The following is a 14194-nucleotide window of genomic DNA, read 5'->3' as shown; positions in this document are numbered from 1 at the left end:
GTTACAACACCTTTTATATGATTTAGTATTTCCTCACCAAGTTTTTCAACAAGTTCTTGATAATTTAATCCTTGCGGCATAATAATAATTGCTTGATTTATTTCAAATTTAAAATCCCCTTTCATTCTCCACTCTCTTTCATGAGTCCAATCAATAATTAAATTTTCATTTGATAAATCATAATTTACTATACGCCACCATTCAACTTCTGGTAATATTGCTTTAGCAACCTCCCTCTTCTCATACATTACAGGTCTAGCTCCTTTGGAAAATACATAATCTTTTTCAAATGTTAAACCAATAGGCCTATATCTTAAAACTCCTCCTAGCTCTTCCCTATTCATCTGTTCATGATATGTATTCTGACAAACTCCATAAAGAGGAATATCTTGAAAACAAGTTACTGGTGAGTCTCCTATAATATATCCATTACTATGGCTACCTATAATTATTTCATCTGTTAATATTTTTTTCAATACTTGGAATACATTTAAATCCCTATTTTCCTTTGTTAAATGTGTCAAATAAGTTGAAATATCAGATCTATGACGGTGTCTTTTCTTCCAAAGTAGTTTATTATATGCCATATATTTTTAAATTAAAAATCAAAAAAAAATTATACAAAATTTTCCCAAACATATAAAACTATTTTTTAAGTACAATACGGAAATCCGTAAACTCCTTTAGATTTTGAGTCAATACTTAAATATAAAAAAACAAGAATTACTAAAACTATTTATCTTATAACAAGGTATAATGCATAAAGCCCTTTATAGGGCTTTATGGTTAATCAAAATTTTAAATAAACTATTATTTTTGATTTCAAAATATCCGAACTCTTTACTTTCAAAACCTGACTCCTCACCCCATTCTTCTCCTTAATCTCAATCAAAAGCATTTGTTTATCAGACAGTGTAAACTGATCTAATATAAAGACATTGTCTTGTTTACTTTGACTATTGATTGTTTGAGAATCACTATAGCTTCTAATTGGTTTTAAACTTACTTCTTGAATAGTAGTTCGTTTTGTAGTTTTTCTGTCTTTAATTTTAAAGCTGACATAGTCTAGTTTGTATGGTAAATTGCTCTTGTTGTTTATAGACAAGTGAAAGTAGAGCTTACCATCTTGGGTGTAGATACTCTTTAACCTTGCTTCTACTCCATAATTTTTGCTTTTGATGTTTAGCTCTTTCTTGTTCTTCTTGATAATAGCTTTCATAAAAAGGTCAGCTAAACTTGGAGCTGTCTTACCTAAATATTGAAACAAGACTTCGCTTTGCTGTTTGTTATTTTGATTCTCAAACTTGGTTAAGTCATAACTCAATTGTATTGGTTTTGTTTTGTAGGTAGCATTGAAATTGTAGTATTTTCCATCATTTGTAATAACTGTGAAATTTGTAGGCGTGATGTCTTCTTTTATCGTTTTTAAGCGAAGAACATTTGATGTTGCTTCTACTTTATTAGCTATAATTTCATTACTGCCTAAATCCACATATTCAATACTACTTGGAAACAGAATATGAGTCGTTTTGTTTTGGGTGAGTTCTACCTTGTAAGGAGCTACCTCAGCAGTTGATAGATTAATAGATTGAATACTTTCTTGAGCCGTCACTATGTTTACTGTTAGTAAGCACAGTAATATATATTTTATGATTGTTTTCATAATGATTTGATTTTACTTGGTTATTGATTGTTATTCCTTATGAACAAGAAACAGCTCTTGTCCTTGTTTTAAGGTTACTCTTTGGGCTTTTACTTTCTTTGAGAAATACCCTGATACCCCTTGAATAAATCCTTTGGTTAAGTCTCCTGCAATTTGATCTGATGCAGATCTACTCATCGAAATACTTGTGCCTGTGGTCTGTCCCATATTGGCTATGATTTCTTTTGAGTCGCTTATTTCTTGAAGGTCTAATACCTCAAGTCCTCTTTGCCCATAGTTATCATAGCCTATAAGCTCTGTTTCTATGATGGTCTCTTCTATCTTAATAGAATTTACACTTAGCTCAAGCCTGCCACTGTTTACCTTTACTTTGGCAATGAGTGTACTTGCTTCAGCTAATAAAGCTCCATTTATTATGATGCTTTCTAAAAGTCTTAGTTTAATGTAACCTTCGTTTATAATAACCTGATCTTCTTTGATACTAACTCTTATACTGTTTTTGTGGGTTTCCGCTTTAGGCTCTCCTTCAGCTGTATAAAAAATTTGATTGTTTTCAGAATTAATTGGTAATACTAAATCCTGAAAACTCATTGGCTTTACAAGTGAGGATACAATCTCTTTATTAGATTTATCAACTACAGTTATCACTTGTTTTTTACTTGAGATTGTTTTGGCGTTTGTAGCTTGACTTGACAGTGATAATTCTGTTTGGTTTTGCCCTCCTGGTAAATACTTAGCTGCCATCTGAAAAGACTTTTCCATAAGTTCTAATTGATTATCCATAGTAATAGCAGTTGGAGTATCTTTTTGTTCTAATTGTTTCTCTAGCTCTTCTATTTGCTTTTTAAGCTTATCGGTTTCAGGATTTTCAGTACTGCTGTAAAAACTACCAAGCACATCTTGAGTTTGCTTGTAGTTCTGATAAGACCGCTCGTAGGGCGTATAAGTAGGTTCTACATTATAATCTTTATGATTATAAGTAATATTAGACTCATCTTGAGGCTCATTCCAATAATCTGCTAAGGAGTGAATCTGATTTTCATTTTCCTGTTGCTTCTGTTCCCATAGCTCTTTTTCATAAGCTTTTACTTTATCTGTTGGCATCCCTTGGGTTGTTGCCTCAGGCACAGAATCATTGTGAGTGATAAACTCCTTCTCTTCTGGTTTAAACAAAAGGTACATAGCCCCTAAAAACACAATGCCTATTAAAGCAAAGACTATGTGCTTTTTGTGTTTTTCTATCAAATTTTGAATGACCTTATTTTCTTTGGGTACTTGGTGGGTTTTATTTGATTTTTGATCTTGATTCATAATTCTTAGTTTTACTAGTTGGGTGTGATTCTATCTTTTGCCTATCAAGCAAATACTTTACAGGTTTTATATTGCTTCGTGTCTCTTGGTTACTTATTATTTTAGACGTAAAACTGATTTTTACGATAAAAAGACAAACAAGACCATAAAGGGTAAATACAGTAAGTAATAAAACTCGTTGTCTTTTTATAGAGAGGTCATTCCAGTAGACTTGTAATCTACTGGAATAACTATGTCTTAGAAGTTGTAGCTTATTCATAATCTTATTTTTTAGCGTTTAACAACCTCTAAGTCTTTGTTCTCTACAACGGTAAACTTTTCGATAATAAACCCTTGAGGGTTATTATCTGAGCGTACTGCTGAGACAAGCTGGCTACTTGTTATAAGGTTTCTTTTAGTGAGATTACTTGATCGTATGATATACTGCGTTGCATAGGTCATTGTCTTATAGGGATATTTATTAAAATCTATCTTAATACTATCCACCTCTACCCTTTGCTGAATATTCCCTGAAATTATACGACTATAGTAACCTTTTTCAAGTAGGTCTTTATAATAGTCAAAGGCTGTTTTATCAGATAGATTAAACGCTCTTTGCATATTACCCTCAATAGCTGCCTTTTCAGGTGAGAGGGTAAAGAAAAGCTCGTGAAAACGCCTTACGTGCTCTCTTGCCTCTACTGGCCTATTTATACTTGCGTCTTGAGACAGGGCAAGCATGAGTGACTTACCTTTGTCAAGCACATAGATTTTCTCTCGTTGCTCTTTGGCAAAATCATAGCTTTTGTAGATAGAGAATCCTACTACTATAAGACAAACTACAGCAAATACAATAGCGTAGAGTCTAATTTGTTTAAAGCTGTTTTCTATATTTCGAAGTGATTTAAATTCCATAATACTTTTATTTTTTAATTAGTTGCCCTGAAATATTACCTACTGTTGCCCCTGCTCCTGCTGTAGCCATATTACCAGTAGTAGATACAGTCTTATTCATGTTACGCATAAAGTTTCCTGCGCCTCCAGCTTGAATTACCCATCCTGTCACTGTAGGGATTGTAAAATATCCTACTATACCAATGATCATAAAAATGACATACGCAGTATTAGACGTATCTGGAACATAGCTCGGATCTGCAAGCATCTGCATATCTCTTTCGATAATTAGCGATTGAATCTTAGCGAGCATAGCACTGAATAAATCCGCTACAGGTAGCCAGAGGTACACACTGATATACCGCGTGAGCCACTGTAAAAGTGTAGATTCAAAACCACTCCATATTGAAATAGCAAAGGCAATGGGACCAAGTATGGAGAGTACCACTAAGAAGAATGTCCGAATGGTATCGATAACCAGAGCGGCTGCTTGAAAGAGCATTTCTAATATCTCTCTAAAACCATCTCTTAGGTTCTTTTGAAAATCATATTGCCATTTCTCTAAATACATTCCTGTCATAGCAGCTAAATCAGAAGGAGACCAACCAAGCTCATCAAGCTTTTTATCAAATTCTTCGTCTGAGACTAAATAAGCTGTTTCAGGATTTCGTAACATAGCCTCTCTTTCTAAAATATCTTTCTTTTGTTGTAAGGAAGTCATATCAATTACCTGATTTTCTAATATCTGATGTGTACCTTTTACAACTGGACTTAAAACCGTATTTAAAGTTCCAAGAACAAGGATTGGAAAAAACATAATACAAATACCCAAAGCAAATGGTCTGAGCATCGGATATACATCAATAGGTTCTGCTCTTGCTAAGGATTGCCATACTTTAATACCAATGTAAAAAAGAGCACCAAGACCCGCTAAGCTTTTAGCCACCCCTGCCATCTGGGCTGATAGCGGCATCATATCGTAATAGAGGTTCTGAAGTACCTCGTGTAAATTATTATCTCCCATAACTACCAATATTTTTGATTCGAGGTTCCATAGAGATCAAGTACTCTTTGGGTATTATTTTTCTTCTTCGATCTTAAGATGCTGATACCTATATTTTTTCTGGTATAATAACTAACAAGGTTGTGATAGTCTTTTACTTCTTTGTAAACCCTATCTATAATATCCATACGCTCCTTATCATTTAAAGAAAGACTCGAAGCGCTTACAATCTGTTTAAGCTCCTTGACAAGCTCTGTGCTCTCTTGAAGTAATACGGAATACCCATTGGCAATAGCTACAAGCTCCTGTGCAGAGAAGTTTGGGTCATTAAGCATCTTGCCAAAGTTCTTGACATACAGCTCTGAAACTTCTCCTACTAAAAGCACTGTCTGTTGTACTTTTCTTGCGTCTTTGACAAGATTGTTTACTGCTTGGAGTTTATCGTAATACTCCTTCCCTTGTTTATAGACTTTCTCTACTTCTTTGAAGTTTTTAACTACATTGCTAACTGTTGAAGAAGTTTGTATAATTTCATTAGCACTGTTTAATATGCCTGATGCCAAATTTGTGGGATCCGTAACCACCCACTGGGCATAGTTCTTTATTGGTAGAATAAGTAGCATAGCTACCATCACTACCTGTAATAGTTTTTTCATTGTGATATGTTTTAATTGATTGTCTACTCTTTTTTGTTCTTAAAGAAGTTGGGTTAGAGTACTTTTTAATCTTATTATTCTTGTTTTTCTTGTACTAAGCGTTTTATAGCCATCTCTACATTACCATCAAGTTCTTTAGCCAAGTTCATAACTTGCAGTTTTTCGGTCTCTTCTGTGGTATAAGCTAAGTATTCTGAGTAGCTTACTTCTGTAGCATAGACTCCTGATTGCATACCACCCAAACCAATCCATACCTCTTTGTAAAGGCGGTTAGGATTGTTGTTTAGGTTTATTGAAAGTATCTGAGCTTTTTCTTTGTCAGTAAGTCCAAGCATCGCTTGTATATCGTCAAACTTGTTCATATACTTGCGCTGATCAAGTAGAATCTTACAATCAGAGTTATTAATAATACTCTCCTTTACAATCGGGGATTGAATAATATCATCTACCTCTTGGGTAACCACAATTGCCTCTCCAAAGAACTTTCTAACAGTTTTAAAAAGATAGCGTAGATAATCTGCCATCCCCTCTTTGGCTATAGCCTTCCAAGCCTCTTCTATCAGTATGAGTTTGCGTTGTCCTTTAAGACGTCTCATCTTATTTATAAATACCTCCATGATGATAATAGTCACTATGGGAAACAGGATTTTGTGGTGTAGGCTAAGCACCCAGCGCCTTATCATATTTCTATGGTAGGTTTCCAAATGCTCGCCCCCGAACCGCACGTACACCTTCCAGCGTATACGGCTCTCCATTAAAGTATCAGTCTTTCTTTCCCATATCGGTCAGTTTATGGCATCTAGGACAAAGGGCAATAGTTTTCCTATGTCTTGCAATCATATGTTTCTCCCAAGGTTTTTTATTATCTAAACCTTTGAGTTTTCTTACATGATGCATATGTAAATTTCCATCCTTAACTCCACACAATTCACACACATTAGCCTTAAGCCTATCAACTAGACTAGTTGTAGTGATGCTAAATGGTGATATGTTGTTATCTAACCATGACTGATGATTTGGGTTCTTGCGTTTAAAACCATCATTGTAAAAGACTCTGATTTTATTTTCGCCTTTCTTATTCTTAAAGTGTACAGTAAACACATTGTTTTGCTTGTACTTACGAGCAATCTTTACAACAGTTGTTCGGTATTTACGTGCTAATGTTTTATACATACTATACTCCATAATGTACTTAAAGGCACTTATCATCGAAACATTATTAGCTATTGAATAGTAATTGTAGAAACCTCTGATTTCTGAGTTATATCTATCTAAAATTTCAAGGTCATCATTGTTTATAAACTGAACTCGAGCTCTGGGTTTCCATTGCTCTTTTCCATTGTGTGTTTTAATTTTCAATGCTCCATATTCAAGCAACTTCTTTTTCATCACATCTGTAGTTAGTTTTAAATACACCTTTTTATTGAAGGCTCTTCTTATATGACCTACTTTATTTCTTTTAGTTAGATTAGATTTACGAACATAGATTTCATATCCGAGAAATTTAGCAGACTTTTCTGAATGGGTAATCAAAGTCTTTTCTTCTGATAACTCAAGTTTCAACTTAGATTCAAGAAAACTCTTAATGTCCTCTTTGATTCTTTGAGCATCTTGTTTACTCCCAATTATTCCAATTATAAAATCATCTGCATATCTCACATATTTCATTCTTCTGTAATCGCAATCCATTTCGTCTCCACATGAGATTAAGGACCTTCCCTTGTCAAAAGCTTTAATTTGTTTGATGATTATTTTTCTTTCATCTTTGTCAATTACTTTTTTTAGTTTTACCACAGCAAGTCTTTTTCCGTACTCATATTCAATACGAGCTTTATTTGTTTTGCGCTTCTCCCCTTTATCAAATTTTTGGATGTATTCCATTACATACTTATCCAATTTATCTAGATAGATATTAGCTAGAATTGGACTGATAATTCCTCCTTGTGGTGTCCCACTTCGAGTTTTATGGAACTTCCAATCTTCAATGTATCCCGCATTTAAAAACTTTCTTATTAGACGAATAAATCGTTCATCAGAGATGCGCTCTCTTAAAATATCAATCATAACTTGATGATTAATGTTATCAAAGAATCCTTTTATATCCCCTTCTACAAACCATTTCGCTCCGTTGAATGTCTTTTGAATTTGCGCCAGAGCAGTATGACAACTTCGATTAGGTCTAAATCCATAGGAACAATTTTGAAATTGTCCTTCGTAAATAGCCTCTATAATCATCCTTATCACTTCCTGCACCAGTTTGTCATTAAAAGCTGGTATTCCTAGTGGACGTACTTTCCCATTTTTCTTTGGGATATAAATCCTTTTTGAAGGTTGGGGCTGATAACTCTCATCTTTCAATGATTGTATCAGTTTTTCAATTCGAACTAAGTTCATTCCATCAACAGTTTTTCCGTCAGAACCAGGTGTCATATTTCCCGGTTTTGCATAAATACGCTGATAGGCAACGTAGTACATTTGTTTGTTGAACAAAACACGATAAAGCCTTTCATACTTATAGGCTGATAGCTTGCTGTGTTTGGCAAGACTGTTTAATACTCCTTCTGAATTTCTCATAATGTCTCTCACATTTTTCGTTAATTGTATTAAAACTACTTTAACTGCTTCCCTTTGCCATGTACAGGTCGTTATCCTGCTCAGACTACTACGGAAGCTCCGTTACCACTCCAGATATTCAAGGGCAAACCCTATAGCCTTATAATCGGCGTTCTGTTATAGGTAATCCCCGTTTGTATACATAAGAACAATTAGACTATATAGTCTATGGCACGACAGAGTGTCGGATACGACTTTCATCCTTTACTACATATTGTAGTTGCGCTGTGATTAGTTCTTGCACCTTCTCCTCAAAGACTGGAAAAAGTGAATCACAGTACGACGAGTATAGTTATCTTAACGTCGCAGGTACAGCTAAAACCGCTTGGATTATCGTTCAATCAATACAGACTTTATCCTCATAACTGTCTTTTCATCTGTCCATTCAGTCGCAACTTGATAACTAGTTGACTTATGGTCTTCTCGGCATGCTACACTCCCTGTCTGGTTAATTTCCCTTTCAGATAAGCCGAGTGATGATAGGTTTCTCAAAGAACACTAACCTAGTCCTTGCCAAAGGACATTTCTTATGCAACCTTGACGGGCGCACCTTTTATGCTATCAATTTCAAAGATGATAAAGCGTTTGTTTAAGAGGTCAAGTTCACTTTCTGAGTTTAATAAATAGTCATATTCGCCTCCTTTAAAGTAGGGTTCAAGCACATTTAAAAAGTTAGCTAAATCAAAGTCCTTTTCTCTAACCTGTTTTTGTTCTAAATCAGCTTTGTAATCCGTTTTGATATACTCATAAAAACTGTTGAAGCTTGGTTTTAAATTACTTGTTTGAAGTTTTTGGATATAACCACTAACTGCGTTTGAAAGCGCCACTTCCTCAGCTCGTGAGGGCGGCTGGTCATCGCGCTTCCAAAGAGTTAAAATGAGCGTTTTAATACTCTCTCTTTTTTCAATATCAAAAACGCCATCTTCAGTATAGAAAGGATTAAACGCAATTGGGTTTTCTTCGGTGTATGTAAAATACAGCCCATCTTTCCCCTTTGTCTTTGCTTTAATAAGCTCACATAAGCCTTGATAAGAATTCCCTGTGTCAACAAGCAGTACATGCGCATTTTGCTCATAGTACTGCCTTACCATATGATTGGTAAAAAAACTCTTACCACTTCCTGATGGTCCCAAGATAAACTTGTTGCGGTTGGTGATAATACCCTTTTTCATGGGTAGGTCTGAGATGTCTAAATGAATTGGTTTACCAGTAAGCCGATCTGCCATTTTAATTCCAAAGGGAGATAATGAGTTTTGATAGTTTGTCTCCCCAGAGAAAAAGCATAAAGCAGGTTCTATGAAAGTATAAAAGCTCTCTTCACTTGGAAAGTCTGCGCTATTCCCTGGCATACCTGCCCAGTAAAGTGTCGCAGCATCCACTGTATTGTGTCTTGGTACACACTCCATAGAAGCGATTGCACTTCCTGCATCGTTTTTAAGCTGTTTAAGCTCACTTGGGTTATCTGACCAAGCCATTACATTAAAGTGAGCTTTAACGGATGTTAGACCTTTACTATGCGCTTCATTTAAATACTCTTCTATCCATTGCTTGTTAATTTGATTCGCTCTGCTGTATCTAGCAAGTGAGTGCATATTCTTAGCAGACTTTTCAAACTGTTTTAAATTGTAATCACTGTCTTCTAAAAACAGATACTGGTTATAAATGTGATTACAATTAAGCAAGAGTCCAACAGGTGAGGCAAACGATAAAGCCATACTGCTTTTATCAGTTGACAGCTTCTCATAGCGAGATAGAAATGATACTTCACTTGGCAAATCATCTGTACTTGAAAGGGTATGTAAAGAGATACGATTATCTCCTACTCTAACCTGTTCACTACTTATAGCAATATCCTGAAGACTTCCTCTTTTATTAGGACTTAGAGTCAGGTACTGCTCTAATAGTCCGCTTTTATCTTCTGAGCCGATAATGTTCTCTTCAGATAGTTTAGTTAAGTGAATAAGTCCACTGTCATTTACAATCTTCTCAAACTGAGTCGTAGCTTCCAAAAAGCTTTGAATAGTGTCTTTATCTCTTACTTCTTTTGGAATAAGTTCTCCTCTTGTTAGTGATGAAAAGTTACTTTGGCTTTTAATTCTCTCCTTAGTAGTCTTAGTAATAAATAGATAACAACTGTGATTCAGATAGGGACGCTCATTAAAATGCCTCTCAAAGCTTCTACTTAGATAGCTTTGTTCTACGTTTTTAAAATCAGCCTGGTAACTTTCTTTTACAAACCAATCCTGCTTGTGAATCACAGTAAACTCAGGCAATGTTTTTATAGCCTTATGCCACACACTATGAATAGTCTCATACTCCTTGTCTGAGATGGTGAATATCTCAGGTAAGATGACTTTATAACAAACCGTAATATCTCCTTGTTTGGAAACAATACAGTTATTTTCAACCGACAAAATCGGAAACATCCGCTCAAGGGTGTTTGTCTTAGCTGTATTTCTCATAGGTCGTTAGTTTTAAATTTCTATTGAAATACCCTCTAAAATCTTTTCTTGAGATGATATACTTTGGAAAATATTTTCTAGCTTGAAGTTTCATAAGACCATACTGGCCGTATTTCTTATTCATTGAAAACACTTTGTAAACAAGATAACCTGATAGTCCAAGACCAAGGGTTAAACAAATAAGATTGTTTAACCCTGCCATATACAAAACCATAATAAAAATTAGATTTCCTAATAGTCCGCCTGCAAAATAAAACAGGTACTGAGCCTTGAGTCCTTTAAACTCAACACTCGCTCCAATGCCTTTATTGATACTATACTTTTTCATAAGCGTATGTTTTAAAGGAAAAATGAACGTAGAATGGTAGCAGCTACAATTAAGAAGATACAAGCTCCAAACCAGCTTGCCGCTGTCTTGCTTGTATCGGGATCACCACTAGAGAATTTGTTGTACACCTTTACTCCTCCGATAAGACCAACCACAGCTCCAATAGCGTAGATAAGTTTAGTGGCTGGATCAAAATAAGAAGTGACCATTTGGGTAGCTTCTGTGATTCCTGCAGCTCCGTTTCCTTGAGCTAAGAGTGGCAAACTACTTAGTACAATAAGTAGTAAGAATAGCCTTTGTTTGATTGTTTTTGTTTTCATAAAAATGACATTTATTAAGTTATAATCATGCCCTTTGCATGATACTTTGGTAAATGTCTTTTTAAAACGGTTTGAGAGATTGATTGTGGAAGTTAGTGGATACTCATGGCGATAAGATGTAATAAAAAAGGCGTTAAGTATGTTTTACTATAACGCCTTCACAGTTTTTCTTTACACAAAATCATTAATATTAAAATCTTCACTATCTATTACTTCTTCCTTTTTTGGTGATTTTTCGTTTAATGATTGATCTAATAACTTTGCTATTGTCTTAGCTGAATCAGGTAGTGCCTGTTGGAGTAGTTCCAATAACTCTGAGCCTTCTATTTTTTGAGCTGTCTTTACTATAGTCTCATTAATTAACTCTTGTTCAATAGAGTTCACAAAACTATTAAGCTCATCCATACTGACTCGCTCAGTAAATTCATTATCTAAAGGTTCTAAATTCTTGCTTAGTTCTTTTTCTTCCTCTTCTAAATCAAGTTCACCATCTGTTTGACTCATTAGCGATTGTTTTAGAACAACTGGTTTACTTTCTCCTATAATACTAACGGGTACATCTTGTTTAAAAGGAGGCTCTTCTGCTTTAGATTGGTTCTCTTGTTTACTGGTTTTATTTTTATCTAATAACAGAAGAGTGATAACAAGTACAAGACTGATTATGATAACTATTTCCATAAATTACAGAATTGGTTTAAAATGTTCTTGGAAATAAGCCTTGATATCATCTGAATGATCCTTAAGATGTTGTTCTAAGATATTGTCAATATAGGCATAGAGCGTTGTTTTATTTTCTTTAGATAATTGAACAAGGCGAATGAGTACCTCATGGTGTTCAGGGCGGATGTACACCACTTTTCCTTTACTATTTACAGGTAATCGATTAGTTAAAAACTGATTCTCATATTTTTTAGTATCGTTTTTTGCTTCTGTTTTTTTGAATAGATTTTTCATGATTTTTTGGTTTTAAATTGGTTTATATTTTTCATTGTAACTCTTAGTAATCTGCTGAGCAAACTCATCAAAGTGATTGTCTAACAAATTATCTAAATAGGCATAAATCGTTATTTTGTCTTCACCTATTATGTGAATAATACGAGTGAGTTTTTCATGAAACTCAGGTCTTATATATACTGTCTTACCATCTCTGGCATTGGTATCTGATTTTTTAAAAAAGATACTCTCATAATCTGTTTCAACGGATTGCTTTGTTTGCTTCTTTTGTTTTGAAACAGGACTCTTATTTAATGAAATATCTTCTGTCTTTCTCTGTTCTTCTACTTTTTCAATATCTAACTGAAGTGGTTCTTTGATTCCTTCTTTTCTCACTCCATCTACCATTAGACTCATCATTAGTTCTTCATCGATATGCGGTTGTTTTTTGTCTTCTTTTTTCATGGTATTATAATTGGATGATTGCTAAAAATTCTTCTATAAAAAGGTCTAAACCACTTGCTTTACTCAGACGTTTATCTGGAGGTAGTAAAGTGGAACGGAAAACAAGTTTGCTTGTTGATTCACTCTCTTTACGAAATCTGGTACTACTTTTAATATGACTTTGCATCAAACTAAAATCTAATTCCTCAATGGCTTGGTTATAGATGTTATACAAAGGAGTACTCTCCCGCCCATCCACTTGGTTCCAAAATAGATTAATACTTTGTATTGCTGTTTCTGATTTTTTCATCACAACATCTCGCAAAAGTTGCGTAAAAACAAGCGTGCTTTCCATCACTACTCTATCGGCTGTGATAGGCGTAAAAATATAATGCATGCCCGACAATGCGTTTAGAATTCCAGCAGTATTAACCGTACCTGGTAAATCAAAGAAAACTACATCAACTGGTACAGTTGATTCACTTAAAAACTGTTTGGCTGCGTTTAATACATTATCCGCCTTCTCTTGTAATATTAGGTAGGCTTTTTTATGAATCGTTGTAAACTGTTTATAAGCGAGTTTTTTAAGTACATCGTTTTCCATAACGATAGATAAATCTCTTTCTTTCATTTTCACAAGACTGTGTTGTGGAAAATCTGCATCAAAGACAACTACGTTGTAATTCATCTGATAATGTAAAATACTTGCCACTAACGTGGTAAATGTACTTTTACCTACTCCTCCCTTTTGAGAGGAGAAAGCAACAAAGATTGGTTCTTTTTTTGTTTTCATAATTGTATGTATTTAGCTATCTGAATAAGTAAATAGATACATTAATCTATCAGTGAGTCTGTGGTCATCTACATCAGTAATTCTTTACTTAGTTAAGTGTTTAATTACCTATTTAGCTTTATACTTTTCTATGCAATACTTTACATAAATAGTTGAATAGCTACGCTTATACTTCACACAACAGATGTCTCTGTAACTATGTGTATCTCTAATTATATACTAATGCGCGTAATGACCTCATTACTTACTTTTTTAGACACCTCAGTGCTTTGTGACTGATCTATCTACCTATGCAAATATGATTATACATACAAAGAAACTTCATAAACCAGCTGAATCTGATTTATGGCGTTTTGTGGTAACACTTGGCATTTTAGTGTCAAATAGTAGGTGATTTATTACTATGAAATCACTTTAGATTTTACTTTGTAAAATTGGTAAATTTAGTTACTGTAAAAGTAACAGCAAGTTATGTTTTGAGGCACTCGAAATTACATTCGCACCATCAAAACGACTTGCTCTTGCAGAGGGCTAGAAAACTACTCCGAAGTCGATAGTTTTGTTGAAATCGTAGATAGACTCAAAAAAATGAGGGGGTTACGGATTTCCGTAATAGAATTAGATATAGTTTTATTATGTTTGAATTCAAATATTAAGATACTATATTGAATATTTTGAAATATAATAGGTTGTACATACAGGATGTTAAAGTATATTGAGTAAAATCAATTTACTTATTTTACACGAATTAATTATTAATTACTTCGTAATTAGCCAAATGATTCTTTTAAGTAT

General features: G+C 34.3%; 14 protein-coding genes and 2 pseudogenes. All 16 read right to left on the bottom strand.

Annotation, left to right across the window (positions count from 1 at the left end):
• Positions 1-587, bottom strand: a 587-nt coding sequence (locus GOQ24_RS03810; RefSeq protein WP_160339140.1) for a DUF2971 domain-containing protein, incomplete at its 3' end; no start/stop codon positions are given.
• A 203-nt stretch (positions 588-790) separates the two neighbouring features.
• Positions 791-1663, bottom strand: a complete 873-nt coding sequence (gene traN / locus GOQ24_RS03805; RefSeq protein ID WP_160339139.1) for a conjugative transposon protein TraN — start codon at positions 1661-1663, stop codon at positions 791-793.
• A gap of 30 nt (positions 1664-1693) precedes the next feature.
• A complete protein-coding gene (gene traM / locus GOQ24_RS03800; protein ID WP_160339138.1) occupies positions 1694-2974 on the bottom strand; it encodes a conjugative transposon protein TraM in 1281 nt (426 codons plus the stop codon).
• Entirely contained in the window at positions 2949-3233 is a 285-nt protein-coding gene (locus tag GOQ24_RS16610; RefSeq protein ID WP_160339137.1) for a hypothetical protein, read from the bottom strand. Before GOQ24_RS16610 ends, traM begins: the two co-directional genes overlap by 26 nt.
• An 11-nt stretch (positions 3234-3244) precedes the next feature.
• Positions 3245-3868, bottom strand: coding sequence for a conjugative transposon protein TraK (traK, locus tag GOQ24_RS03790; protein ID WP_160339136.1), 624 nt, complete (start codon positions 3866-3868; stop codon positions 3245-3247).
• A 7-nt stretch (positions 3869-3875) separates the two neighbouring features.
• Positions 3876-4871: a conjugative transposon protein TraJ gene (gene traJ / locus GOQ24_RS03785; RefSeq protein ID WP_160339135.1), complete on the bottom strand. Its 996-nt coding sequence runs from the start codon at positions 4869-4871 to the stop codon at positions 3876-3878.
• A gap of 2 nt (positions 4872-4873) precedes the next feature.
• Positions 4874-5482, bottom strand: coding sequence for a DUF4141 domain-containing protein (locus GOQ24_RS03780; protein ID WP_410505182.1), 609 nt, complete (start codon positions 5480-5482; stop codon positions 4874-4876).
• A gap of 98 nt (positions 5483-5580) precedes the next feature.
• Positions 5581-6159, bottom strand: a pseudogene (locus GOQ24_RS03775) (TraG family conjugative transposon ATPase); the annotation flags it as partial.
• A 109-nt stretch (positions 6160-6268) separates the two neighbouring features.
• Positions 6269-8080: a group II intron reverse transcriptase/maturase gene (gene ltrA, locus GOQ24_RS03770; RefSeq protein WP_058699051.1), complete on the bottom strand. Its 1812-nt coding sequence runs from the start codon at positions 8078-8080 to the stop codon at positions 6269-6271.
• Between the two features lie 590 nt (positions 8081-8670).
• Positions 8671-10581: pseudogene (locus GOQ24_RS03765) on the bottom strand (TraG family conjugative transposon ATPase); the annotation flags it as partial.
• Entirely contained in the window at positions 10565-10909 is a 345-nt protein-coding gene (locus GOQ24_RS03760) for a DUF4133 domain-containing protein (RefSeq protein ID WP_160339132.1), read from the bottom strand. The pseudogene GOQ24_RS03765 and the gene GOQ24_RS03760, both read right to left, overlap by 17 nt.
• An 11-nt stretch (positions 10910-10920) precedes the next feature.
• Complete coding sequence (locus GOQ24_RS03755) at positions 10921-11229, bottom strand: DUF4134 domain-containing protein (RefSeq protein ID WP_058699398.1); 309 nt, start codon at positions 11227-11229, stop codon at positions 10921-10923.
• A gap of 171 nt (positions 11230-11400) precedes the next feature.
• Complete coding sequence (locus tag GOQ24_RS03750; protein ID WP_160339131.1) at positions 11401-11907, bottom strand: hypothetical protein; 507 nt, start codon at positions 11905-11907, stop codon at positions 11401-11403.
• Positions 11908-11910: 3 nt separating this feature from the next.
• Entirely contained in the window at positions 11911-12183 is a 273-nt protein-coding gene (locus tag GOQ24_RS03745) for a DUF3408 domain-containing protein (protein ID WP_160339130.1), read from the bottom strand.
• A gap of 12 nt (positions 12184-12195) precedes the next feature.
• On the bottom strand, positions 12196-12627 hold the full coding sequence (locus tag GOQ24_RS03740) for a DUF3408 domain-containing protein (RefSeq protein ID WP_160339129.1): 432 nt from the start codon (positions 12625-12627) through the stop codon (positions 12196-12198).
• A 4-nt stretch (positions 12628-12631) separates the two neighbouring features.
• On the bottom strand, positions 12632-13399 hold the full coding sequence (locus tag GOQ24_RS03735; RefSeq protein WP_160339128.1) for a ParA family protein: 768 nt from the start codon (positions 13397-13399) through the stop codon (positions 12632-12634).
• Positions 13400-14194 lie beyond the last annotated feature (795 nt).

Source organism: Myroides sp. LoEW2-1 (assembly GCF_009767705.1).
Lineage (GTDB): Bacteria > Bacteroidota > Bacteroidia > Flavobacteriales > Flavobacteriaceae > Flavobacterium > Flavobacterium album_A.
Note: the sequence above shows the minus strand (reverse complement) of the source record. Positions and strands in the feature narration are given on the sequence as shown.

What these genes read in the sequence shown, in the direction of transcription:
- traN (WP_160339139.1), bottom strand. Translation starts at nt 1,663, where the DNA reads ATGAAAACAATCATAAAATATATATTACTGTGCTTACTAACAGTAAAC.
- traM (WP_160339138.1), bottom strand. Translation starts at nt 2,974, where the DNA reads ATGAATCAAGATCAAAAATCAAATAAAACCCACCAAGTACCCAAAGAA.
- GOQ24_RS16610 (WP_160339137.1), bottom strand. Translation starts at nt 3,233, where the DNA reads ATGAATAAGCTACAACTTCTAAGACATAGTTATTCCAGTAGATTACAA.
- traK (WP_160339136.1), bottom strand. Translation starts at nt 3,868, where the DNA reads ATGGAATTTAAATCACTTCGAAATATAGAAAACAGCTTTAAACAAATT.
- traJ (WP_160339135.1), bottom strand. Translation starts at nt 4,871, where the DNA reads ATGGGAGATAATAATTTACACGAGGTACTTCAGAACCTCTATTACGAT.
- GOQ24_RS03780 (WP_410505182.1), bottom strand. Translation starts at nt 5,482, where the DNA reads ATGGTAGCTATGCTACTTATTCTACCAATAAAGAACTATGCCCAGTGG.
- ltrA (WP_058699051.1), bottom strand. Translation starts at nt 8,080, where the DNA reads ATGAGAAATTCAGAAGGAGTATTAAACAGTCTTGCCAAACACAGCAAG.
- GOQ24_RS03760 (WP_160339132.1), bottom strand. Translation starts at nt 10,909, where the DNA reads ATGAAAAAGTATAGTATCAATAAAGGCATTGGAGCGAGTGTTGAGTTT.
- GOQ24_RS03755 (WP_058699398.1), bottom strand. Translation starts at nt 11,229, where the DNA reads ATGAAAACAAAAACAATCAAACAAAGGCTATTCTTACTACTTATTGTA.
- GOQ24_RS03750 (WP_160339131.1), bottom strand. Translation starts at nt 11,907, where the DNA reads ATGGAAATAGTTATCATAATCAGTCTTGTACTTGTTATCACTCTTCTG.
- GOQ24_RS03745 (WP_160339130.1), bottom strand. Translation starts at nt 12,183, where the DNA reads ATGAAAAATCTATTCAAAAAAACAGAAGCAAAAAACGATACTAAAAAA.
- GOQ24_RS03740 (WP_160339129.1), bottom strand. Translation starts at nt 12,627, where the DNA reads ATGAAAAAAGAAGACAAAAAACAACCGCATATCGATGAAGAACTAATG.
- GOQ24_RS03735 (WP_160339128.1), bottom strand. Translation starts at nt 13,399, where the DNA reads ATGAAAACAAAAAAAGAACCAATCTTTGTTGCTTTCTCCTCTCAAAAG.